The sequence below is a fragment of the Fundidesulfovibrio butyratiphilus genome (assembly GCF_054657235.1).
Window position 1 is genome coordinate 906,652 of sequence record NZ_BAAHXA010000001.1, and the last position, 23,728, is coordinate 930,379.

Below are 23,728 nucleotides of genomic sequence, written 5' to 3' on the forward strand. Positions count from 1 at the left end.
GGCGGCGAAGGCCAAACAGGAGGGCTTCGCAACGATTCGTGGGGGGAAAAAGATGGCCGACATGATCAAATCCGGTGAATTGGTACTGCTCATCAGTCCCGACGGCAAGCGCTATCTTCGCGCTCTGGAGCCCGAGGGCTCGTTCCACACCCAGGACGGGGTCCTGGCCATGGCCGCCGTGGCGGCTTCGGGTTTCGGGACCTCCATCCGCACCCACAAGGGCGCGGTCTATCGCATCCTGCAACCCACGCTGTACGAACTCATGAAGGGCGTCAAGCGTTCCACCACCATCATGTACCCCAAAGAGATCGGCTACGTGCTGCTCAAGCTCGGGGTGGGTCCGGGCCGCCGCATCGTGGAGGCCGGCACCGGATCGGCCGGGATGACCACCGCCCTGGCCTGGATGGTGGGCGACACAGGCCGGGTCTACACCTGCGAAGCCCGCGAGGAATTCTACAAACTGGCCGGAAAAAATCTGAACCGGGTGGGACTGACCCACCGGGTGAACCGCTACCACCTGGATATCGCCGAAGGATTTCCCGAAGAGGCCGCCGGAGCCGATGCCCTGTTCCTGGACGTGCGCACCCCGTGGGAATACCTGGATCAGGCCGCCCGCATCATCATTCCCGGCGCGCCCGTGGGCTTTCTGCTGCCCACGGTCAACCAGATATCGGATCTCCTGCGCGCCATGGAGAACTCGCCCTTCGGCGACGTGGAGGTGCTGGAGATCCTGCACCGGCGCTGGAAGACCGTACCCGACCGCATGCGCCCGGACGACCGCATGGTGGCCCATACCGGTTTTCTGGTTTTCGCCCGCCACCAGGGCGTGCCCGCTCCCGAATTGCCGGAACCCGAGCCCGAACCCGAGATCGAGCCCGAAGAGGGAAGCACGGGCCACGATCTGCCGGCCGAGGAACAGACGCCCCGCGCGGACACTTCTCTGGAAGGTTAGCAGTCTGTTGAAAAGTTCTTGCTGGCTGCGTTGCTGCGAAAAACGCAACCCCTCAACGGATGCCAACTCCGCTTCGGGCTTGACTTTTCCTCGCGCCTTGCCAGCACGTTTTTTGATCAGGCTGCACGAATCGACGTTTTGGGCGGGCTGTTAGAGCGTCGTCCGCGCAATGCGCGTACACGCATTACGCGGGCAACGCCTTGAAAATGTTCTTTTCTCTTTGCAAAACAGCAGCACGTGGGACGTGCTGAACGTTTCGTTTCAGAAGCCTCCGGCAGCCAAAGGGGCAAGCCCCCTTTGGAATCCCCTTCAGCTTCGCGACATCAGCGGCTCCCTCGCGTTTAGTTTTGCCCCCCTTTCACGCGTCTTTCTCAAGACGCAAGACAAGGGAAACGGGCCGGTCGAGAAGCCCTCGGCCGGCCCGGACGCCACGCGCCGGTCGCACGCGCATGGCCACCGATAGGCCGAAGCCTTTTCGCCGTGTATCGTTCAGGCGCCGCAGGCGTGTTTGACGTTCACCCCCTGGGCGATGAAGACGACATTTTCCGAAATGTTGGCCGCCTGGTCGCAGACGCGTTTCAGGCTGTGCCCGATGAACGAATACTGCACGGCCCGCTCCACGGTGTGAGGCTGGTTGACCATGATGTCGGTCATGTCGTGCACCACGCGCAGGTGCAGGCTGACAACATTTTCCATGGAGCCCAGCACCCCTTGCGCGGCTTCCGCGCTCAGGTCGATGTAGGCCTTGACCGCCTGTTCCGTCAGCTCCCTGGCCAGGGAGGCGAGTTGCGAAAGGCTTTCCGGCTTTTGCAACAGGGGGCGTTCCAACAGAAAAACACAGCGGTCGGCTATGTTGACCGCCTCGTCGCCAATGCGCTCCACGTTCGGGGCCAGGCGCATGCTGCCCAATATCAGGCGCAGGTCCTTGGCCACGGGCTGTTGCAAGGCCAGAAGGCGCAGCACTTCGCTTTCGACAAAGCACTCCATGCTGTCGATCTTCTCGTCGCCTTCCAGCACTTCGATGGCCAGATCCCGATCCGGGCGCGAAAGTACGGCTATCGCCTTGCGAAGCGAATCCTGAGACATACGCATCATGGTGATGACGTTTGTTTTGAGTTCGCCAAGTTCTTCCATGAAGGTTCGCTTCATCGCGGCTCCTTTTTCCATGAAGCAACAACACTGCAATTCGTCTACATTCTGCACTTTTTCTGAAGTATGGCGTTCCCCATGGTCTTTGTCAACGTGCGTCGCGCCCCAACGCGCCACGCTCGATCACGGCGCGGCCGGGCACGGTCCCGTTTCAAGGGAACGCCGCGCCGTCCCGACGGCCGCGTCCCCCCCATCGCCCCACGTCACCCCGTGTCACCCCGCTGCGACCTGCGGCGACCCGCGTCACCTCGCGCGCGCAGGGGCGAAGGCAGGCGCCTCCGTGAGCGCCGGCGTCCCCGCCCGGGAGCCTTCGGCCTTGAGTTCGGCGACCAGTTCGCCCAGTTCGCCGGCCTGGGCGGCCAGATCCGACACCACGCGCGAGGACTCGTCCATGGACCGCGATGTCTCGTCGGCGATGCGGCTCACTTCTTCCACGGAACGCTTGATGTCGGCGCTAGTGCCCGACTGTTCGTCCGCGGCCGAAGCGATGGTGCCCACCTGGCTGGTGGTTTGGTCCACCATGTCCACGATCTCGCGCAACACCTGGCCGGATTTGCCGGCCAATTCCGTGGCTTGGCCGATCATCTCCACGGCGGTCTCCACGCTGGCGATGTTCTTGGCCGCTCCCTCTTGTATGGTGTGCACGGCCAGGGCCACTTCCTTGGTGGCGACCATGGTCTTTTCGGCCAACTTGCGCACCTCGTCGGCCACCACGGCAAAGCCGCGACCGGCCTCGCCGGCCCGGGCGGCCTCGATGGCCGCGTTCAGGGCCAACAGATTGGTCTGGTCCGCGATGTCGGCGATAACGGTCATGACCCGGCCGATGTCCTGCGCCTGTCCGCCCAGGGTGGCCATATCGCTCTTGAGCTCCAGGGCCTGCGTCGACACCCGGTCGATGCCTGTCACCACCTGGCCCACGATGTCCGCGCCCTGCCCCGCCAGGCCCTTGGCGCTCTCGGCCGTGTCGGCGGCCTGGGCCGCGCTGTGGGAAACCCCCTGCACGGTGTCGTCGAGCCTGGCCATGGCCTGGGCCGTGTCGCCTATGCGGTGGGCCTGGTCCCTGGCGCCCTGGCTCGATTCCTCGATGCGCCTGGTCAGCTCGCGCGAGGCGTCGTTGACCACGGCCACCACGTTCTCCAGCTTGCCGGCCGCGTGCAGCATTCCCTCGCTCCTGGCGGTCTCGGCCGACTGACGGGCCTGTTCGGCCTGGGCCGTGGCATCGCGGGCCTTGCCGGCCTCCTGGGCGGCCTCTTCTTCGCTCTGCCTGGCCAGGGCGATGGTCTTTTTCAGCTCGTCCACCATGGACACCAGACTTTCGCGCAACTTTTGCATCTGAGCGTCGAACCGGCCGGTCAACCGGGCGTCGAGATCCCCTGCCGCCACCTGGGCGGTGTAGACCACCAGGGCCCGGATGGGCCGGGCCACGGCGCGGCCCAGCAGAAGCGATCCCAGCAGGCAAAGCGCGCCGATGCCGAACGTCAGCGAGAGGATAAAACGCTCCAGCCCGCCCAGAGTGGCGCGCACGTCGTCTATGTACACGCCCGTGCCGATGACCCATCCCCAGGGCTCGTAAAGGCGCACGAACGACTCCTTGGCGTAGAGCCCCGGCAGCACCCCGCCACGCTTGTCGGGCTTGGACCACAGATAGGTGACGTAGCCCTCCCCGGCGTTGTCCACGGCGTCGAGGGCGGCCTGGAAGAGATTACGGTTGTCCAATCGTCTGGTGATCCGGTCTTGCCCGTAGGTGACCTGGGTGGCGCAGTTGAAGCGGGGATCGTTCATGACCTTGCCGTCCAGGGACGCCACCACCGGATGCATGATCATGACGGGATAGGGCTTGGACATGTCGTTGATCCAGAAATAGTTTCCCCCGCCGTAGCGCATGGTTCGAATGCGCTCCTTGGCCAGGGTTTGGGCCTGGTCGAGGGTGAGTTCGCCCGCCTTGACCTTGGCGTCGAGCTCGCGCACCTGGCTCATGGCCAAGTCCCCGAGTTGCATGAGGAAAGCGCGTTTTTCTTCAATCAGGGTTTTTTCGACGCGCGGCAGCATCACCCAGTAGATGCCGGCGCAAAAGGCGGCGATGCTCGCCAGGGACAACAAGACAATGCGCGCCATGACCCCCATGTTCCGAATTCTGGACACCATACCGCCCCCTTCTGTGCATTGCGCCCCGGCGAGGCCCGCCGCTCGCGCGGCGAACGGCGTGATTCCCTCTGCGGGTTTTGGCCCTCCCTGTACTCCAGCCACCGAAAAAACAAAAGGGTCTGGCTATTTTTCCTTTAAGCCCCGGAAGGGGAAATCGACGCGCGCATGTATCCGGGGCGGCCCGTCCCCGAGGCGCGAAGGCCGATGGACGAACGTCCTTGACTGGCCATGTATTGCGCGTAAGAAAAGAGAACCGTGGGGATGGGGGCGTTTCCGGCGCCACGCGACTTCGGGACAACCGCCCCGGCGCTTTGCCGACGCGAGACGGCTGCCCGAACGCGCCAGACCCGGTTGCGACACGTCCGACGCGGTGCACTTTCCGTAAGACGCATCCCTGAGGTTCAGGGTCACCACGAACACTTTTTTCCGGAGCCTGTCATGCGCCTATCGCTTTGTTTGTCCCTGTTCTGCGCCGTCCTGGCCCTGTCCGCCTGCGCGCCCTCCACCCCCATGACCTCCGAAGAGTTCATGGGCTTTTGCATGCAACAAGACACCGGCGACTTCATCTGCAACAACATCGCGATATGCGCCAACTACAAGAGCGTGTTCGAAACCCAGCAGCAAACCCTGGGCGAATGCCTGACCCAGTGCCAGGCCATAAACAACAACCTCCTGCGCAATATGGACCCCATGTCCAGGTGCTGGTTCGTCGCCACCGGCGGAGAGGACCTGTGCGAACGCTATTGCAGGGGAAAGTTCAAGCAGGCCAAGTAGGCGAAGGGGTCCCTGTTTCCTGGCGCTTCGAGGGCCCCCGCTTCTGTGGCGCGCCCTTCGGCCGTCCCCGGCCGGCCGCGGGGGGCGAGGCGCGACCCTCCCGGGGACCGTCGCGACGCGTCGGCCCGGCAATCCCAGGCCGCCCGCCGCGCGCCCGTCTGTTGCGCTGCCCTCCGGCCTGGGATATGAGCCGCTCACCATGCAAAACATCATCTTGCTCCGCATTTCCGGAGAGGACAGACCCGAACTCACCGCCCGCCTCACCGAGGTCCTGGCCTCCTACGGGGCGGATATTCTCGATATCGGACAGGCGGTCATCCACGACACCGTGTCGCTGGGCATCGTCATCAAGATTCCGCCCGAAGCCGAATCCTCGCCCATCGTCAAGGATCTGCTCTTCACCGCCCACGAGTTGGGCGTGAGCCTCAAGTTCACCCCCATCGGCGAAGACAGCTACGAGCAATGGGCCGCCCAACAGGGCCGCGACCGGGCCATCGTCACCCTGCTCTCGCGCAAGATCACCGCCGCGCAGGTCAGCGCCATCAACCGGGCCATCGTGGCGAGCGGACTTTCCATCGACGTGGTGCACCGCCTTTCCGGGCGCATTTCCTTCAAGGACGGCCACGCACCGCGCCAGGCCTGCGTGGAGTTCTCGGTACGCGGCACCCCCGCCGATCCCAAGGCCCTCAAGGCGGAATTCCTGCGCATCTCCGCCGAGCTGGGCGTGGACATCGCCTTTCAGGCCGACAACGCCTTTCGCCGCAACCGCCGCCTGGTGGCCTTCGACATGGACTCCACGCTCATCGCCGTGGAAGTCATCGACGAACTGGCCAAGGTGGCCGGCGTGGGCGACGAGGTGGCCCGCATCACCGAAGCGGCCATGCGGGGCGAGTTCGATTTCAAGCAGAGCCTGCGCCGGCGGCTGAGCCTGCTCAAGGGACTGCCCGAAACCGCCCTGGCCGAAGTGGCGGCGCGCATCCCCATGAACGAAGGCGCGCAACGCCTGCTGACCAACCTCAAACATTTCGGCTACAAGATCGCCATCCTGTCCGGCGGGTTCACCTATTTCGGCAACATCCTGAAAGAGCGTTTCGGCCTGGACTACGTTTTCGCCAACCAGCTCGAAATCCGGGACGGCGTCCTCACCGGCGAGGTGGAAGGCGAAATCGTGGACGCCTCGCGCAAGGCCCTCCTCCTGCGCCACATCGCCGAAAAGGAAGGCATCAGCCTCGAACAGGTCATCGCCGTGGGCGACGGAGCCAACGACCTGCCCATGCTCAACCTGGCCGGGCTGGGCATCGCCTACCACGCCAAGCCCGTGGTCAAGCAGGGAGCCCGACAGGCCATCTCCACCCTGGGACTCGACAGCATTCTCTACCTGATCGGCGTGCGCGACCGGGACACCGTGGCCTAGCAGCCTGTTGAAAACGCCTTGCTGGCAGCGTTGCTGCGCAAAACTCACCCCCTCAACGGATGCCAACTCCGCTTCGGGCTTGACTTTTTTGCGCGCCTTGCCAGCACGTTTTTTGAACAGGCTGCACGAATCGACATTTTGGCGGGCTGCTAACAGGAAAGGGGATGGCCCCCCCACGCCGCCTACCGTCGGCAAACACGCCCGGGAACGGCCACACACCAAGCGTTCTCCCGCTGAACGGCCCTTCCATCCCACGGACAAATATTGTAGTCCGTCCCTGCGCCCGTCGCCAGGCCCAAGCCGCGTCATGAGCCGGTCCACGCGCGCGAAAACGATCCCGCCCCGCCCCAGGGCCGCGTCTCGCGGCCTTTCGCGCCCGGCCGAGTGAAGTCCGCCTTCGTTCATCTTCCCACAGGAGAACCCGCCATGTCCGCTCGCACGTTCCTTTCCCCCCCGCGCATCCACTATGGATTCGGCGCACTGGAAAAACTCGGTCCCGAGGCCAAAAGCCTGGGCTCCACGGCCCTGGTGGTCACCGGCAAGGGCTCGTCGAAACGCAACGGCAGCCTGGACCGCACGCTCGAACTGCTGGAAAGCGCCGGGGTCGACGCCGTGGCCTTCGACCAGGTGGAGTCCGATCCCAGCATACAGACCGTGGAGATCGGAGCGGAACTGGCCAAGTCCCGAAAATGCGACGTGCTGGTGGCCCTGGGCGGCGGCAGCCCCATGGACGCCGCCAAGGGCATCGGCTGCCTGATGGCCAACCCCGGCCCCCTGCAACGCTACGAGGGCTCGGCCCCGCCCCTGGCCGGACCGCCGCTCATCGCCATACCCACCACGGCCGGAACGGGCAGCGAAGTCACCCGGGTGAGCGTGCTCACCGACACCGCGCTCAAGCGCAAGATGCTCTTCGCCGGAGACGCCCTGGCGGCCAAGGTGGCCATTCTCGATCCGGACCTCACGGCCAGCATGCCGCCCAAGGTGGCGGCGGCCACGGGTATGGACGCCCTGACCCATGCCATCGAAGCCTATATTTCCAAGCTGTCCAATCCCCTTTCCGACACCCTGGCCCTGGCCGCCGTCCAGGCCATCGGGGCCAACCTGCGCCGGGCGTCCCTCAACCCGGAGGACGCGGAAGCCAGGGCGGCCATGCTGTTGGCCCAGATGCAGGCCGGGCTGGCGTTTTCCAACGCCTCGGTCTGCCTGGTGCACGCCATGTCCCGCCCCATGGGGGCCTATTTCGGCGTGCCCCACGGAGTGGCCAACGCCCTGCTTTTGCCTTCCGTCATGGCCTTCAACCGCCCGGCCTGCGCCGAGCGCATGGCCCGGGTGGCCCTGGCGCTCGGATGCGTCACCCACGGCCAGGACCTGACCCGGGCCTCGGCCCAGGCCCCCGCCGCCCTGGAGGAGCTGCTCGCGGACCTCCCCCTGCCGCGCACCCTGGGCGAAGCGGGCGTGGACGCCCAGGCCCTGACCGACATGGCCAAGGACGCCGCGGTCAACGCCAGCGCCCGCAACAACCCCCGCCGGGCCGACGAGGACGACATCCTCGCCCTGTACCGGGCTCTGTGCTAACAGCCCGCCCAAAAAGTCGATTCGTGCAGCCTGTTCAAAAAACGTGCTGGCAAGGCGCAAGAAAAAATCAAGCCCGAAGCGGAGTTGGCATACGTTGAGGGGTTGAGCTTTTCGCAGCAACGCTGCCAGCAAGGCGTTTTCAACAGGCTGCTAACGCCTGGCGAGTTCGCACGCGTTCGTCCCGTCGGAGCCTCCAGCGCTCGCGCGAACCGTCTCCGACGGGACCCGTTCTCCTCCCTTTGTGGTTCCTTGCCGCAAGGGGTTCTCATGATCCGATTTTTCGGGTAGTTATCCTTCTTATTTTCCCGCCGCCGTCCCGGACCGTACGCCCGGCGGCGGGACGTTGCCTTCCCCATGTTCCCCCCCGGCCGTTTCGTCGCCCTGGCGTTGCGGCCGGCTCCAAGCCGAGGCGGCGATGGTCCGGCCCCGTCCGTCAAACCCGCGTGGCCGCATGGCCCGTTGCGAAGGAGTGCGCATGAGCGACGAAAAAAAACCCGTTCAAAGCCCGGACGCGGAATCCACCGCCGAAATGTCCTGCATGCAGTGCGGCGTGAAAGCCTGCTATCGCATGGCCAAGAAGCTCCCCAGCTTCTGCATGACCGCCACCACCGATCCCGAACTGATCAAGGAGTCCCTGGCCCTCTACCGGGAGGATACCCTGGACGCCCGCATGGCCAGGGCCTCGGCCGAGATCGAGGGACTCTACTACGGCAAGCTCACCCGGGTGGAAGAGATCATCGCCTTCGCCAACCGCCTGGACATGACCCGCATCGGCATCGCCAGTTGTCTGGGACTCATGGACGAAGCCAAGGCCTTCGCCCGGGTGGTGGCGGCCCACGGGTTGACCCCCATCGTCGTGATCTGCAAGGTGGGCGGGGCGGACAAGACGGAACTGGGCATCGACAAGTCCTTCAAGCTGCCGCCGGACCGGCACGAGAGCATGTGCAACCCGATTCTCCAGGCCAAGGTGCTGGCCGCCCACAATAGTGAACTCAACGTGGTCGTGGGCCTGTGCGTCGGTCACGACTCGCTGTTCTTCAGGCATTCCACCGTGCCGGTCACCACGCTCATCGCCAAGGACCGGGTGCTCGGGCACAACCCCGCCAACTGTCTCTACACCCTGAATTCCTACTACAGCCGCCTGTTGCGGCCCAAGAAGCGCCTGTAACGCCCGCAACCATTTCTTTTCACGCGGCCAACCGAACGCGCCCGAAAGCCCGGCGCGTTCGGTCCCTGTCGCTCGCCCGAACGGCGCCCCTCCGCCGCCGGGTTTCCTCCACGCCGGTATCCGCGCCGGGTGCAACCCGACGCGAAAGCGGTCCCGCCGAAGCGCCCGCGGCAACATGCGCGTTTTTTCGGAAGCGGAAAGCCTAGCGGGCCTTGCGGACGCCCTTTTTCAGGGCCTTTACGGTTTCGCGCAAGGTGGTCACGCGTTGGTTCGTTCTTTCGAGCTGGCGTTTTTGCGCGCGCAAGGCGTGGCGCAATTCCAGGCTTTCCAATTGGGAAGCGGTAATCTGCATGGTGAGGGTCATGACGGCCAGGGAGATGTCGGGCACCTGTTGCAGGGGGGCTCCCAGCCGCCCGAGAAACAGCCCCCGGATACGGTCGGGCGTGGCCAGGGAGTGCAGCAAAAGGCGGTCCTCGCCTCCGGGCATGGCGGTGACCACGGGGTGGGGATGGTGCAAGGCCCAGGCCGGCGTTCCATACGGGGCCAGGCTTTCAAACACCTCCTGCAGCTCCTGGCGTCGGCTCCGGGGATGGCACCGGGCCAGAAGAAACCGGCCTCCGGGCTGATCGGAAAGAAAGAAGGCCCAGGCCGCGAAGGGAATGAGCTGACCCACATGCCGGGCGCACCGGGCCAGGATGGTGGACACGCTCTGTTTTTTGAGCTCGTTGGTGGGCGCGCTCAGGGCGATGATCTGGTCGAGGGTCTGCAACGTCTTGCCGCGCGACTCCTCCAGATAGCTCAGGCGGGCGGAGAGCCAATCGTCAGGATGCACGGCCTTGCCTCACGCCGGGGCTGGGAAGCAGGATGTTTCCGATGTCGGACAACTGATGCTGCGCCTGTGCGGCGACGGCCGCGAGCACACCGGGGGAGATCTCCAGACTATCCCAGGCCCAGGCCGAAAGAGGCGGCGCCAGGGGGGAGCCGCCGCGTCCCAGACCCAGGGCGTGGGCCATGATGTCGGCCACGTGGACCAGGGCGGAATCCTGGTCGTCCGGGTCGTGGTGGCGCTCCACGGCCTGGATGAGCCCCGGAGGAAACTTCCAGACGGTGAGGAGCTTGCCGCCCAACTTGGCGTGGTGAAATCCCCAAACGCGCGATTCGCTCGCGTAGAGGGGCGCGTCTTCCTCCCACGCGGCGGCCATGGCCAGCACGGAGAGCTTGGGCTGGCTCGACAGCATGACCAGGCGTCCGATGTCGTGCAGCAGACCGGCCACGAAAGCGCGTTCCTCCTCGGGATGTCCCGAAACCGTGGCCAAAAGCCTGGCCAACACCGCGCAGGCCAGGCTGTGTTCCCAGAAGGAGCGCATATCCAGGGCGCTCTGGGGCACGGGGTCGAAATGGTCGATGAGCGAGACGCCCAGGGCCAGGCTGGTCAGCTTGTTGATGCCCACCACGCTCACGGCGCGGCTGACGCTCTCCACGGGTTCGGGAAAGGCGAACAGGGCGGAGTTGACCAGTTTGAGCAGCTTGGCCGAAAGGCCCACGTCCTTGCCGATGAGTTCGCCCACGTAGGCGTAGGAGACGTGGGGGTCGTTCAAGGCCTGGAGCACCTTGTCCACGATCTTGGGCATGGAGGCCAGGCGCGCCGCCCCGGAGATGAGCCGCGCCGGGTCCAGCCGCCGGGCCGGAGCGGGCTGGGGCTCGAAGGAGGGCCGCTCGGGCGCGGTCACGGGGGCCCCGGAAAGCGCCAGGTCGAAAAGCACGGTCTTGCGCAACGCGGCCACGGCGGGATGGTCCGCATCGCACAGGGCCAGACGACGGTCGGCCTCGTCGCCGGCGGCCTTGGCCACGGCGGGGTCCACGCCGGCCAGGCGGATGCGGTCGAGGGATTCCTGATCGTACCCGCTCACCGGGGCCTCGTACACGCCCCAGAACTTGAGGGTCTGAATGGCCAAGTCGTCAAGCGCCGCCCCCTGGGAAAAGAGCAGCCGGCCCTGTCGGCTGCGCACGTCCTGGGAAAGCACCATATCCGGGCGCAGGTCATCCACCGACACTAGGCCCACGAGAGGCCTCCCGATTGAGGAAGGAGCCCATTCGATTTCTTCATGTTTTTCTCGTTAGCCCATAGCGCCCAGGCCTGCAAGCGTTTGCATTGGGCGGTTTTTGGCGCTAGGAAAAGCGCGAATTTTCCCACAGGGAGCTCGCATGGCCCAGGCCCAGACTTTCAATATCCTCATGTACTCCCACGACACCTACGGCCTCGGTCACATCCGACGCACCATGGCCATCGCCTCGCACCTGGCCGGCCCCGGAGTGAACGTCATCATCATCACGGGATCGCCCCTGGCCGGGCGCTTCGACACGCCGCCGGGCGTGGACTTCGTTCGCATTCCCGGCATGATCAAGCAGACCAACGACGAATACCTGCCCCAGTCCATCCGCATCAACGCCCGCCACGCCCTGAACATCCGCAAGAACATCATCGTCGCCACGGCCAAGGCCTTCGCTCCGCGCCTGTTCATCGTGGACAAGGCCCCGCTCGGGCTCAAGCAGGAGGTCATGCCCACCCTCAAGTGGCTCAAGCGCCGCCTGCCCGGCTCCAAGGCCGTGCTGGGCCTGCGCGACGTAATGGACGATGCCGAAAGCACCCGGCGCGACTGGGTCGAAAAGGGCGTTTACGAGGTGCTGGACCGCTATTACTCCGAAATTTGGATCTACGGAAATCGCGAATTCTACGACCCCGTCACCGAGTACGCCATCGAACCCGAAGTGAGCGCCAAAGTGCGCTACACCGGCTACATCCAACGTTTTCGTCCCCTCGGGGCCAAGATGGACGAACTGCGCGAGGACGAACAACTGACCCCGCGCGAAAAAGTGGTTGTCGTCACCACCGGAGGCGGCGGGGACGGCTACCCCCTCATGGACGCCTACCTCAAGATGCTCGAAGGGCTGGGGGAACCGCCCTTTCGTTCGATCCTGGTTTCGGGTCCCTTCATGCCCAAGGCCCAGCGCGAGGAGGTGCACGCCCGGTCCCTGGCGGTCAAGGCCACGTTCCACCATTTTTTCCGGCGCATGGAGGCCCTGATCGGCCTGGCCGACGTGGTGGTGTGCATGGGCGGGTACAACACGCTGTGCGAGGTGCTCTCCCAAGGCAAGGCGAGCCTGGTGGTCCCGCGCGAGGAGCCCCGGCTCGAACAGCGCATCCGGGCCGAAGTCATGGCCCGCCACGGCCTGCTGGAATTTCTGCCCTGGGCCGATCTCGGCCCCGGCCCCCTGGCCCGCGGCGTCTTTCGCCTGCTCAACCACGGGGCGGGCATACGCCAGGCCGTGCGCGATTTCAAACTCACCGGCCTGGACGTCATCTCGAACCGCGTGACCGCCCTGCGCGAGGCAAAACAATGAGCCGAAACCGGACAACGCCGCGCGCCGGCGCCGCCCCCTGTTCCCCCCTACCCGAATCATGCCGCGCCGGGAAGCCCGACGCCTCGCGCTCCGCCCAGACGCCCGGTCCGGTGCTGGGCATGATCCTCAAGGGATATCCCCGCATCTCCGAGACCTTCATTTCAGGCGAAATCCTGGGTCTGGAAGCCCTGGGATTTCGGGTGCGCATTCTCTCCATGCGCCGCCCGCGCGAGTCCTTCACCCACGCATCGGTGGGCCGCATCCGGGCCAGGGCCGACTACATGCCCGAAACCATCCGGGGCAACGCGCTCAAACTGCTGGCCGCCAACCTCCCCCTGGCCCTGGCCCGGCCCCTGACCTACGCCAAAGGCCTCCGCCAGGCCCTGGCCCGGTTCGTCCGCACGGGCAAGGCGGCCAGCCTCAAGCACCTGCTCCAGGCCGGCTACCTGGCCCGCAAGGTACTGCCGGGGTCCGGCGTCACCCACCTGCACGCCCATTTCGCCCATTCCCCCACCTCGGTGGCCGCCTACGCCAGCCTGCTCACCGGGCTGCCCTTCAGCTTCACCGCCCACGCCAAGGACATCTACACCCAGCGCCCCCGCGCCCTGGCCGAAAAGCTGGCCAAGGCCCGTTTCGCCGTCACCTGCACGGCCTACAACAAGCGCCGTCTCGACGCCCTGAACCCGACCCGCACCCCCCTGACCGTGGTGCGCCACGGCATCGACCTGTCGCTGTTTACGCCGGGACCGGCGCGCATCACCCCCGGTGCGCCGCTTTCCATTCTCACCGTGGCCCGTCTCACGCCCAAGAAGGGACTGCCCACGGTGTTTCGCGCCCTGGCCCTGTTGGCGGAACAGGGCATGGATTTCCGCTTCAGACTGGTGGGAGAAGGCGAACAACGGTCCGAGCTGGAAGCCTTGGCCACGTCCCTGGGGCTTGACAACCGCATGGATTGGCTGGGAACCCTGCCCCATGAACGGGTGGTGGACCTGTACCGACAGGCCGACCTCTTCGCCCTGGGATGCGAGGTGCGTCCCAACGGCGACCGGGATGGCATCCCCAACGTGCTGGCCGAAGCCATGGCCATGGGCGTGCCCGTGGCGGCCACCACGGTGTCGGGCATCGGCGAACTTATCGTGAGCGGGCGGCACGGCCTGCTCGTCCCTCCGCAAGACCCCCCGGCCCTGGCCGACGCCATACGGCGCCTGGCCACGGACACGGGGCTTCGGGCTCAACTCATTCCGGCCGCCAGGCGGCGGGTGGAGGCCATGTTCGACAACCAGGCCCTCATCCGCGACCTGGCCGCCTGGTTTCAGGAGAACGGCGTATGCGCATAGCCTTTTACACCCCCATGAAACCCCTGGACCATCCCAATCCCTCGGGAGATCAGACCACGGCCATGGCCTTGGCCGCACACCTGACCGCGCGCGGCCATCAGGTGTTCACGCCCAGCCGCCTGGTCAGCCGGGGACTGGTCGCAAAGCCCTGGCTCTGGCCCCTGGCCCTGGCCGAACGGATTCGGGCCGCCCGCAAACCTTTCGACCTGTGGCTGACCTGTCACGCCTACCACAAGGCCCCGGACCTGCTGGGACCCGAGGCGGCGCGCGCCATGGGAACACCCTACGCGATCTTCCAGGGCTCCTACGCCACCAGGCCGAGCCGGAACCTCTTCACCTGGCCAGGATATCGGCTCAACAAGGAGAGCCTGCTGGCCGCCGAGGTGGTGTTCTCCAACGGGCGCGAGGATCTGGCGAACCTGCGTCGTCTGCTGCCCGAATCCCGGCTGCAGTACGTGCGCCCGGGCATCGATCCCCAACCCTTCGCCTTCAACCCCGAAACCCGCGCGCAAACGCGCGCGAACTGGGGAGTCGGGAAAACGCCGGTGGTCCTGACGGCGGCCATGTTCCGCCCCGGCGTCAAGGAAGAGAGCCTGGCCTATCTCATCGACCGGTTGGGGTCCCTGTTCCGCCAGGGACTCGACTTCCACCTGGTCCTGGCCGGCGACGGACCGGCCAGGGGACGCCTCGAAGCCCGGGCCGCCGCCCTGCTTCCCGGCCGGGCCCTCTTTCTCGGCCAGACGCCGCGCAAGGACATGCCCGCCCTCATGAGCGGAGCGGATGTGTTCGCCTTCCCCGGCATTGGGGAGAGCCTGGGCATGGTCTACCTGGAGGCCCAGGCCGCCGGTTTGCCCGTGGTGGCCTTCGACAACGGCGGCGTGCCCGAAGTGACCGCCGGCGGCCGCTCGGCCGCCCTGACTCCGGCGTTCGAAGGCCGACCCTACGAAACGGCCCTGGCCGCGCTGATCACCGACAAGACCCTGCGCCACGCCATGGGCCGGGCCGGATCGGCGCACGTGCGCGCCCGCCACGACGCGACGGCCAACTTCGACGCTGTGGAGCGCCGCCTGCGGGCTCTCGCCGGAGATCTTCGACCATGACCAGACTGGCGCTCATCCGCCACGGACAGACCGAATGGAACGTGATCCGGCGCATCCAGGGCCAGCACGATTCCCCGCTCACGGCCGAGGGCCGGGCCAAGCTGACTCGCTGGGCCAAAAATCTGTCCAGCCACGCCTTCGAGGCGGTCTATTCGAGCCCGCTGGGCCGAGCCAGGGACACGGCCGCCTCCCTGGCCATGTTGTTGGGCCTTCCGCCCGTGCGCACGGACGACCGCCTGAGCGAGCAGGCCTTCGGGACCTGGACCGGACGCCTGGTGAGCGAACTGGACGCGGAAGGCGTGATGGCCGAACAGACGGCCCTGGGCTGGGCGTTTTGTCCGCCAGAAGGCGAAAGCCGCCAGGAGGTGTTTCAACGCGCCTTTCCCGCCCTGCTCGACATCGCCGCGGCCCACAAGGGCGGCCAGGTGCTGGTGGTCACGCACCAGGTGGTGCTGCGCAGCGTGCTCTACGCCCTGCAAGGCCGCGACTTTCTGCCCCGGGAGTCCGACCAGTTGCGCCCCCGCGCCCTGCACTGGCTGGAAGCCGAGGGCGGTTGCCTGCGCGTGGCGGCCATCAACCAGACCCTATGAATTCCATCGGAACCATGCCCCGCGTTCACGGCCCGGAGCCCGGGCCGTGAACGTGGTCCTGTACTGCCAGCACGTGCTGGGCCTGGGGCACTTCATGCGCAGTCTGGCCCTGGCCGAAGCCTTGGCCCCGCATCGGGTGGCGCTCGTCTCCGGCGGGCCGCCCGCTCCGGCGCGCCTTCCCCAAAACGTCGAACTCGTCCCCCTGCCCCCCCTGGCCATGGACGAAGAGTTCAGCGTCCTCTACGCCCCGCAGGGCGACCTGGAGACCGTGAAGACCGCGCGCGCGGCTAGGCTCCTGGCCGTTCTCGAGCGCGAACGCCCGGACGTGCTGCTCGTGGAGCTGTACCCCTTCGGCCGCCGGGCTTTTGAGTTCGAACTGGTCCCGGCGCTTCAGGCCGCGCGTTCCGGGCGATTCGGACCGTGCCGCACGGTATGCAGCCTGCGCGACATCCTGGTGGAGAAAAACAATCCGCAAAAATACCAGGACCGCGTTCTCGCCCGGCTGGACGCCTTGTTCGACGGCCTGCTGGTCCATGCGGATCCCGAAATCTGCCGTCTGAAGGAAACCTTTCCCCGGGCCGACGAAATTTCCGTGCCCGTGGCCTATACCGGGTTCGTGACCCAAACACCGTCCCCGGACGCCCGGACGCGGATCCGTTCCGCCCTGGGCCTGGGCCCGGACGACCGGCTGGCGGTGGCCAGCGCCGGAGGCGGAAAAGTGGGCGGCGAACTGCTGGAAGCCTGCCTGGACGCCTTCGCCACATTGTCCGGGCAACGGTTGACATTATTGCGGATTTTTACCGGACCCTTCCTTGACGACGCACGCTTCACCCGGTTAGCTAGCAAAGCGCGCACGGTGCGTGGCGTCCATGTGGAACGCTTCGCCACGGATTTCCCCGACTGGCTGGCGGCGGCCGATCTCAGCATTTCGCTGGCCGGCTACAACACGACCATGAATGTGCTGGCCGCCGCAACCCCCGCTCTGGTGCGACCCTTCGACCAGAACCGGGAACAGGCCCTGCGCGCCAGACGACTCGAAAGTCTCGGCGCGCTGGGCGTGCTGGAAGACAAAGACCTCGGCGCGCAGGCGCTGGCCAGGCGCATGTTGGACGCGCTGGATCCGGCGAAGCCGGGACGCGCTCCCCGCCCCGTGCGCCTCGACGGGGCCGAGACGACGGCGCGGCTTCTCGGCGAAGGCTGGCCTGCGATGGGCACTCACTCAAGGACTACGTTACGCTCATGATTGTATCGGCTTCCATCTCTCCCCTGTGGCGCGGACTTCCCGACGACTTCGACCACCGCGTGGCCCTGGCCGTGGAAAGAGGCCTGGACAAGGCCCCGGGTGGCAAGGCCAAGGTGTTCTTCAGGGCCGACGACGTGGGCGTTCCCGGCAACGCCTTCACCCAGCTGGCCCAGTCCTTCGGGAATCGGCGCACCCCGCTGTGTCTGGCCGTGGTACCGGCCTGGCTGACCACCAGCCGCTTCGCCACGCTCAAAAAAACCTGTGGCGCGGGACAGTGGTGCTGGTGCCAACACGGCTGGCGCCACGTCAATTTCGAGCCCGAAGGGTCCAAGAAACGCGAATTCGGCTCCGCCCGCCCGGCCAAGGACAAAAAACAAGACATCTCACGGGGCGCGACGCGCCTGCGCGAAATCATGGGGCCCGATTTCACCCCCGTGTTTTCCCCGCCCTGGAACCGTTGCGACGGCGAATCCATGGCCCACATGGCCTCAAGCGGCATCAAGGCCCTGTCGCGCACCGTGGGGGCCGGACCGGAGCCGCCCGGCCATCTGCCCGATTTTCCCATAACCGTGGACCTGCACACCCGCAAGGAACCAGACCCCACCCACTCCTTCGACAGCCTGCTGGACGAACTGGAGGCCGGACTGGCCTCGGGACTGTGCGGGGTGATGATCCACCACCAGCGCATGAATCCCAGGGCCTTCCACTTTCTTGACGCCCTGCTCGACCACCTGCCTGTCCATCGCAACGCCGAGCTGGTCCATTTCGGCCATCTGCTCGAAAACGTGACCACGAGGATGTAACCACGCGACAGAAATCCGGGACCCGCCATCCGCTCCGAGCGCGATGGCGGATCCCGGTTCCTTTTCGTCCGCCTTTGGTCCCGGTTCGGTCCTGTCCTCCCGGGAGCGCGCCTTGACAGGCGGAGCTAGGGTTGTTAGCTGTTTGGCACTCTCCAAAGAGGAGTGCTAAAGCAGGGAAACGTCATGGCCCTCATCGCACGTGAACTCGATGTCCTCACGGCCATCGTGGAGGACTATATCTCCAAGGCCCAACCGGTGGGCTCGCGAACCGTCTCCAAGACGGGACAGGTTCCCCTTTCCCCGGCGTCCGTGCGAAACACCATGGCGGACCTCACCGAACAGGGCTACCTGGAACAGCCCCACACCTCGGCCGGACGCATCCCCACGGCCAAGGCCTTTCGTCTCTACCTCGACCACATCATGCGCCTGCGTCCTCTGCCCGAGCCCGTGAAGGAACTCATGACCATGTCCCTCGGCCAGGCGGGGCTGGAAATCGACGACATCCTGCGCCAGGCTTCGCGCATCCTTTCGAGCTTCTCCAAGCAGATGAGCATGGTCATGGCCCCCAGGCCCAGCCGCGCCCTGTGGCGACAGATCGACTTCGTTCTGCTTCGGCCCGGGCTGGTCATGGCCGTCCTGGTCCTGCAGGGCGGCATCGTGCAGAAGCGGGTGGTGGCCGTGGAAGAGACGCCGGGCGTCGATGATCTGCTGAGCTACGGCAACTACCTCAATCACCATTTTCAAAATCTCACGGTGCGCGAGGTCCGCATGCGCATTCTGGCCGAACTCGGCCAGGCCAAGCGGGAGCTTTCCGAACTGACCGGAAAGGCCCTGCGCCTGGCGCTGGACACCTTTTCGACCAGTCCCGCGCCCGAAGTGTTCGTGGAAGGCACGCTCAACATGCTTTCCCAACCGGAATTTTCCGATATTTCCGTCATGCGCGACCTGCTCAAGGCCCTGGAGGACCGCACCCGCCTGCTGGAACTGCTGGACAAGACCATGAGCGAATACCGCACCATGATCATGCTGGGCGAAGAAGTGGAGCCCAGCGAACTCGCCGGCTGCGGCATGGTCTGTTCCCCCTACGGCGGCCCAGAGGCTCCGCTGGGAGCCGTGAGCGTCATCGGACCGTTGCGCATGGACTACGCCGAAGTGGTTCCCCTGGTGAGCTACACCGCTCAACTCGTCACCCTGATGCTCGGGAAACACTTCTAGGCCATACCCGAAACACGCCGCGCCCCGAAAGGGGCGCTCAAGCGCCAAGGAGCGATCTATGACTTTGGACAAGGAATCCGATCCCCAGGCCGAACCCGAAGCTTCCCAACCGCTGACCCCCGAACAGGAGTTGGAGCGGTGCCGCAAGGAACTGGCCGGAGAGGTCGACAAGCGCCTGCGCATTCTGGCCGACGCGGAAAATCTGAAAAAACGCCTGGTCAAAGAGAAGGAAGAGTTCGTCAAGTTCGCGGCCGAGTCGGTGCTGGGCGATTTGATCCCGGTGCTGGACAACCTGGACCTGGCCCTGCTCCACGGACGGTCCGTGGCCGCCTGCAAGGACTTCGTGATGGGCGTGGACATGACGCGCAAGATCTTTCTCGACATCCTGGCCCGGCACGGACTCGAACCGTTCGGCGCGGTGGGCGAGGCGTTCAACCCCGAAATGCACGAGGCTGTGGGCTCGCAGCAGGCTCCCGGCACGCCCGAGGGCCAAGTGCTCAAGGTGGAGATGACCGGCTACCGCCTGCGCGGCCGGTTGCTGCGGCCGGCCAAGGTGATTGTCAGCCAGGCCTAGGCCTTCGGCGCGCGTTTTTTCGCCCGAACAGGGCGTTTTTCGCCGGGAACCGGAAGCCAAACCGGGTTCCCGGCATTTTTTGGCCCATGACAACGGGACAAACCGGAAAGATTCCCCCCGACAGGGAAGAAAAAACGCGAAAAATGTGCAAACACCCTTTACACGACGTAATACGGACTTATTAACCGATGGCGACACGGCGAAGGCAACCCAAACCGCGGTCGCAAGCACCACAAAGCTAATGTCCGCCAGGCGGCGGGCTGAAATTCATCTCCAAGGAGGAGAGCATTCATGGCCAAAATCATCGGGATCGACCTCGGCACGACCAACTCGTGCGTCTACATCATGGAGGGCAAAGACCCGAAATGCATAACCAACCCCGAAGGCGGCCGCACCACCCCCTCCATCGTGGCCTTCACCAAGGAGCGCCTGGTGGGCGAGATCGCCAAACGACAGGCGGTCACCAATCCCGAGCGCACCGTTTTCGCGGTCAAACGCCTCATGGGACGCAAGTTCAACACCCCCGAAGTGAGCGAATGGGTGAAGCACTGTCCCTATAAGATCGTCGAAGGCGCCAACGGCGACGCCGCCGTCGAAGTGGAAGGCAAGCGCTACTCCGCGCCGGAAATTTCGGCCATGATCCTGCAGAAGCTCAAGGCCGACGCCGAAGCCTACCTGGGCGAGACCGTGAGCGAAGCGGTCATCACCGTGCCGGCCTACTTCAACGACTCCCAGCGCCAAGCCACCAAGGACGCCGGCCGCATCGCCGGGCTCGACGTCAAGCGCATCATCAACGAGCCCACGGCCGCCTCGCTGGCTTACGGCTTCGACAAGAAGGCCCAGGAAAAGATCGCCGTGTTCGACCTTGGCGGCGGCACCTTCGATATCTCCATTCTCGAAGTGGGCGACAACGTGGTCGAGGTCCGCTCCACCAACGGCGACACGTTCCTGGGCGGCGAAGACTTCGACCAGCGGGTGGTCAACTATCTGGTGGACGAGTTCAAGCGCGAGAACGGCATCGACCTGGCCAAGGACCGCATGGCCCTGCAGCGTCTGAAAGAATCCGCCGAGAAGGCCAAGAAAGAGCTCTCCACCTCCATGGAGACCGAGATCAACCTGCCCTTCATCACGGCCGACGCCTCCGGGCCCAAGCACATGATGATCAAGCTCTCGCGCGGCAAGCTCGAAAAGCTGGTGGAAGATCTGGTCGAGCGCACGGCCGCCCCCTGCAAGAAGGCGCTGTCCGACGCCGGAATTTCCGCCGGCGAAGTGGATGAGGTCATCCTGGTCGGCGGCATGACCCGCATGCCCCTGGTGGCCCAGAAGGTGAAAGACTTCTTCGGCAAGGAGCCCAACCGCTCCATGAACCCGGACGAAGTGGTGGCCATGGGCGCCTCCATCCAGGGCGGCATCCTGGCCGGCGACGTGAAGGACGTGCTGCTGCTCGACGTGACCCCGCTGTCTCTGGGCATCGAAACCCTGGGCGGCGTGTCCACCAAGCTCATCGAGCGCAACACCACCATCCCGACCCGCAAGTCGCAGATCTTCACTACGGCGGGCGACAACCAGCCTTCGGTGTCGATCCACGTGCTGCAGGGCGAGCGCCCCATGGCCGCGGACAACATGACCCTGGGCCGTTTCGAACTGACCGGCATCCCGCCCGCCCCGCGCGGCGTGCCCCAGATCGAGGTGAGCTTCGACATCGACGCCAACGGCATCGTCAACGTTTCCGCCAAGGACATGGCCAGCGGCAAGCAGCAGTCCATCCAGATCACGGCGTCTTCGGGCCTGTCCGAGGCCGAGATCCAGCGTCTGATCAAGGACGCCGAGGCCCACGCCGACGACGACAAGAAGAAGCAGGCCACCATCGAAGCCAGAAACCACGCGGACACCCTGGTCTACACCACGGAAAAAAGCCTGCGCGAACTGGGCGACAAGGTGGAGCCCGCCACCAAGTCCGAAATCGAAGCCAAGGTGGAGCTCCTCAAGGAAGCCATGAAGGGCGAGGACGCCGAGGCCATCAAGCGCGCCACGGACGAACTTTCCCAGGTGTCGCACAAGCTGGCGGAAAAGCTGTACCAGCAGCAAGCCGGCCAGCCTGGCGCGCAGGGAGGCCCCCAGCCCGGCGAGGGTCCTGAAGCCGGCGGCGCTGGACCGGGCAAGGACGAAGACGTGGTGGACGCCGACTACACCGAAGTGAAGAAATAACCCCCTCCCGCCTTCCCTCCCGCCGAGCTCATCCCTCGGCGGGAGGAAGCCGACGATCGGAACGAAACCTCGCGGCAAGACACAAAAAAACAGGCCCTCACGCCGTTCGCAGACGTGAGGGCCTGTTTTTTTTCGAAGCGCCGCAGCCGGCGAAAATGCCCCACCGGCTGTTACAGGTCTGAAAAATGCCCCCGGCGCGAGGGGACTACTTGCATTGCGGATCGCGAATGAAGACGCTGATGTCGTCTTGCGTACCGAACCGTCCGTCCGGACCAAAGGAAACAAGCTTGTCGGCAAGACACGGTGCGTTCGTGTCGTCCTCGTCCATGCCGTAGGGAGAGCCCCAGGGATCGCGCAACAGATGTTCCGGGGGATAGCCTTCCTTCCCCAAGGCGCGCCACACGGACAGCATGACATTGTTCCAATTGTAGGCGCAAATGGAGTTCACCGGATCATCCCTGTGGGATTCTTGCGTTCGACACGGACAAAACGAACATCCGTTGTGTGTTATGTTATCCGTTGAAAGATTTGTATTCGCTCTGGCAGTCAAGACGAGGGTTGAAATTTCGGCCATCGCTTTCTGAGCCTGGACAATCCGGCCCCGCTTGATATAAGCATTTCCCCACAAACCGGCTAATACTATTGCCGTTGCGCCAAGCAGCGCGATTACTTTCTTCACGTTCCGTACTCCAAGGTTGCTCGCCGCAATGAAAAGACTGAAATCCGCCTTTCTCGTGTTGCTGGTGAACGTTGCCGTGCTTCTTGCTGGTTTAGCCTTTATTGAAATAACAGTCATCTTCTTTTTAACACATCCAAAACTTTCGGACAAGATCGGTCTTTCTCCAATATTGGGCCATGTCCATGGCAGCATAGGCAATGTCGTTCAAAACAGTGATTGCGGAAAGTTCGACGCCGGACTCTTCTATACTTTGAGACCAGGAGATTGTTCTTTTGACAGCGATGTCTTCAGCAGCACGTTCAGCACAAAACTCCATGTCAACTCCCTGGGGACAAGAGACGAAGAGAGCGCTCTGGTCGCGCCGGAAATAGTCTGCCTGGGGGACTCCGTGACCATGGGCTGGGGCGTTCAACAAGATGAAGCCTACCCGCAACTGCTTCACAAGCTGACGGGGAAAAAAGTGCTCAACGCTGCCGTCTCATCGTATGGGACGGCCAGAGAAATGAAAATGCTGGAACGCATTGACACTTCTCACATGAAGTACCTCATTATCCAGTGGGTCTCCAACGACCATGGAGAAAACCTCGAATTTCTGAAGAACAATACGCTCGTCATATCGCCAGAGGTCGAATTCTACACGGCCTATATGATCAACAAGGAAAGAAGACAGTACTATCCCGGAAGGCTCACCTGGTTGCTCTTGCAGCAGGCATGGAAAAACGTAAGAAGTTACGTGCACAAGTTCGCAACGGCCAAGACGGTCACCCCGCCGCCCGCGCAACAAAACGCTTCCCCCGCCGCGGTGAAACCCGATCCCACGCAAAAGGTCCTGGCATCCTTCGCGTCCGCCATGCTGCGGACAATCATCAACAGCAAGCCGAAAGCCAAAGACTTTCAGCTCATCATCACGTTTCCCAGTCCTGGAATGGAACAGGCGGTACGCGACGACATCGCCCAGCATCCGGAGTACCCGGACTACATTCAGAAGGCCATCCTCTATAACTACGGCGTCGGCACAAGAACCACAAAGGACGACTACATCCTCTGGGACGAGCACTTTTCCGCAAGCGGCCACGTCGTGGTGGCCCGTGACCTGGCCTCCCTGATCCTGCGCGGCAGGCTCCCGGACATCGGCCCCCTGGATGCTTCCACGGAATCCAAAACGCGCTGACCGCCGGTCAACAAAAGTGGTGCTTGCCTCCAAAAGCCGAAGCAGCCGACAAGACGCCAAGAAACGCCAAACCCTTGCGTATTTGGCATCCGTTGAGGGGTTGCGTTTTCGCAGCAACGCAGCCAGCAAGGATTTTCCAACAGGCTGCTAAGAGCCGACGGGGAGTGGTTGTCCTGTCGGCGATGCGTGTGACGTCCACGGAACACGCCGACGCGTATCCTGCGAACAC

The 23,728-nt window shown here is 64.6% G+C and carries 20 protein-coding genes; 15 read left to right on the top strand and 5 right to left on the bottom strand.

What is annotated here, in order from left to right; translation table 11 throughout:
- Positions 1–61: 61 nt before the first annotated feature.
- Entirely contained in the window at positions 62–952 is an 891-nt protein-coding gene (locus ACYQ01_RS04555; protein WP_459932643.1) for a tRNA (adenine-N1)-methyltransferase, read from the top strand.
- Between the two features lie 489 nt (positions 953–1,441).
- Here the strand turns inward: ACYQ01_RS04555 and phoU are convergent, their stop codons facing one another.
- Both phoU and ACYQ01_RS04565 read right to left on the bottom strand, forming a co-directional pair.
- Entirely contained in the window at positions 1,442–2,101 is a 660-nt protein-coding gene (phoU, locus tag ACYQ01_RS04560; protein WP_459932644.1) for a phosphate signaling complex protein PhoU, read from the bottom strand.
- A 243-nt stretch (positions 2,102–2,344) separates the two neighbouring features.
- On the bottom strand, positions 2,345–4,246 hold the full coding sequence (locus tag ACYQ01_RS04565; protein WP_459932645.1) for a methyl-accepting chemotaxis protein: 1,902 nt from the start codon (positions 4,244–4,246) through the stop codon (positions 2,345–2,347).
- Between the two features lie 438 nt (positions 4,247–4,684).
- Between ACYQ01_RS04565 and ACYQ01_RS04570 the strand changes: the two genes are divergently transcribed.
- The 4 genes from ACYQ01_RS04570 (at position 4,685) to ACYQ01_RS04585 (ending at position 9,177) form a co-directional block, all read left to right on the top strand.
- Positions 4,685–5,020, top strand: coding sequence for a hypothetical protein (locus tag ACYQ01_RS04570; RefSeq protein ID WP_459932646.1), 336 nt, complete (start codon positions 4,685–4,687; stop codon positions 5,018–5,020).
- Between the two features lie 199 nt (positions 5,021–5,219).
- Positions 5,220–6,434: a phosphoserine phosphatase SerB gene (gene serB, locus ACYQ01_RS04575; protein WP_459932647.1), complete on the top strand. Its 1,215-nt coding sequence runs from the start codon at positions 5,220–5,222 to the stop codon at positions 6,432–6,434.
- A 426-nt stretch (positions 6,435–6,860) separates the two neighbouring features.
- Positions 6,861–8,009 carry an iron-containing alcohol dehydrogenase gene (locus ACYQ01_RS04580; RefSeq protein ID WP_459932648.1) on the top strand — a complete coding sequence of 383 codons (1,149 nt, stop codon included), beginning with the start codon at positions 6,861–6,863 and terminating at the stop codon, positions 8,007–8,009.
- A gap of 475 nt (positions 8,010–8,484) precedes the next feature.
- Positions 8,485–9,177 (top strand): DUF1847 domain-containing protein, encoded by a 693-nt coding sequence (locus tag ACYQ01_RS04585; RefSeq protein WP_459932649.1) that lies wholly within the window; start codon positions 8,485–8,487, stop codon positions 9,175–9,177.
- A 202-nt stretch (positions 9,178–9,379) separates the two neighbouring features.
- Here the strand turns inward: ACYQ01_RS04585 and ACYQ01_RS04590 are convergent, their stop codons facing one another.
- Positions 9,380–10,009: a hypothetical protein gene (locus ACYQ01_RS04590; protein ID WP_459932650.1), complete on the bottom strand. Its 630-nt coding sequence runs from the start codon at positions 10,007–10,009 to the stop codon at positions 9,380–9,382.
- Positions 9,999–11,240, bottom strand: coding sequence for an HDOD domain-containing protein (locus tag ACYQ01_RS04595; protein ID WP_459932651.1), 1,242 nt, complete (start codon positions 11,238–11,240; stop codon positions 9,999–10,001). Before ACYQ01_RS04595 ends, ACYQ01_RS04590 begins: the two co-directional genes overlap by 11 nt.
- A gap of 142 nt (positions 11,241–11,382) precedes the next feature.
- Between ACYQ01_RS04595 and ACYQ01_RS04600 the strand changes: the two genes are divergently transcribed.
- The 9 genes from ACYQ01_RS04600 (at position 11,383) to dnaK (ending at position 21,649) form a co-directional block, all read left to right on the top strand.
- Complete coding sequence (locus ACYQ01_RS04600; protein ID WP_459932652.1) at positions 11,383–12,579, top strand: glycosyltransferase family protein; 1,197 nt, start codon at positions 11,383–11,385, stop codon at positions 12,577–12,579.
- Positions 12,580–12,698: 119 nt separating this feature from the next.
- Positions 12,699–13,916 (top strand): glycosyltransferase family 4 protein, encoded by a 1,218-nt coding sequence (locus tag ACYQ01_RS04605; protein WP_459933888.1) that lies wholly within the window; start codon positions 12,699–12,701, stop codon positions 13,914–13,916.
- On the top strand, positions 13,907–15,016 hold the full coding sequence (locus ACYQ01_RS04610; protein ID WP_459932653.1) for a glycosyltransferase family 4 protein: 1,110 nt from the start codon (positions 13,907–13,909) through the stop codon (positions 15,014–15,016). Before ACYQ01_RS04605 ends, ACYQ01_RS04610 begins: the two co-directional genes overlap by 10 nt.
- Positions 15,013–15,606, top strand: a complete 594-nt coding sequence (locus tag ACYQ01_RS04615) for a histidine phosphatase family protein (RefSeq protein ID WP_459932654.1) — start codon at positions 15,013–15,015, stop codon at positions 15,604–15,606. Before ACYQ01_RS04610 ends, ACYQ01_RS04615 begins: the two co-directional genes overlap by 4 nt.
- Positions 15,607–15,652: 46 nt before the next feature.
- Entirely contained in the window at positions 15,653–16,849 is a 1,197-nt protein-coding gene (locus ACYQ01_RS04620) for a glycosyltransferase family protein (protein WP_459932655.1), read from the top strand.
- On the top strand, positions 16,846–17,652 hold the full coding sequence (locus tag ACYQ01_RS04625) for a polysaccharide deacetylase family protein (protein WP_459932656.1): 807 nt from the start codon (positions 16,846–16,848) through the stop codon (positions 17,650–17,652). Before ACYQ01_RS04620 ends, ACYQ01_RS04625 begins: the two co-directional genes overlap by 4 nt.
- Before the next feature lie 183 nt (positions 17,653–17,835).
- On the top strand, positions 17,836–18,867 hold the full coding sequence (gene hrcA / locus ACYQ01_RS04630; protein WP_459932657.1) for a heat-inducible transcriptional repressor HrcA: 1,032 nt from the start codon (positions 17,836–17,838) through the stop codon (positions 18,865–18,867).
- Positions 18,868–18,925: 58 nt separating this feature from the next.
- Complete coding sequence (locus ACYQ01_RS04635; protein ID WP_459932658.1) at positions 18,926–19,441, top strand: nucleotide exchange factor GrpE; 516 nt, start codon at positions 18,926–18,928, stop codon at positions 19,439–19,441.
- A gap of 291 nt (positions 19,442–19,732) precedes the next feature.
- A complete protein-coding gene (gene dnaK / locus ACYQ01_RS04640) occupies positions 19,733–21,649 on the top strand; it encodes a molecular chaperone DnaK (RefSeq protein ID WP_459932659.1) in 1,917 nt (638 codons plus the stop codon).
- A gap of 205 nt (positions 21,650–21,854) precedes the next feature.
- Here dnaK and ACYQ01_RS04645 read toward each other — a convergent pair whose 3' ends face one another.
- Entirely contained in the window at positions 21,855–22,097 is a 243-nt protein-coding gene (locus ACYQ01_RS04645) for a type II secretion system protein GspG (protein ID WP_459932660.1), read from the bottom strand.
- A gap of 259 nt (positions 22,098–22,356) precedes the next feature.
- On the opposite strand from ACYQ01_RS04645, the gene ACYQ01_RS04650 reads away from it, so the two are divergent.
- Entirely contained in the window at positions 22,357–23,499 is a 1,143-nt protein-coding gene (locus tag ACYQ01_RS04650; RefSeq protein ID WP_459932661.1) for an SGNH/GDSL hydrolase family protein, read from the top strand.
- The last annotated feature ends 229 nt before the right edge of the window (positions 23,500–23,728 follow it).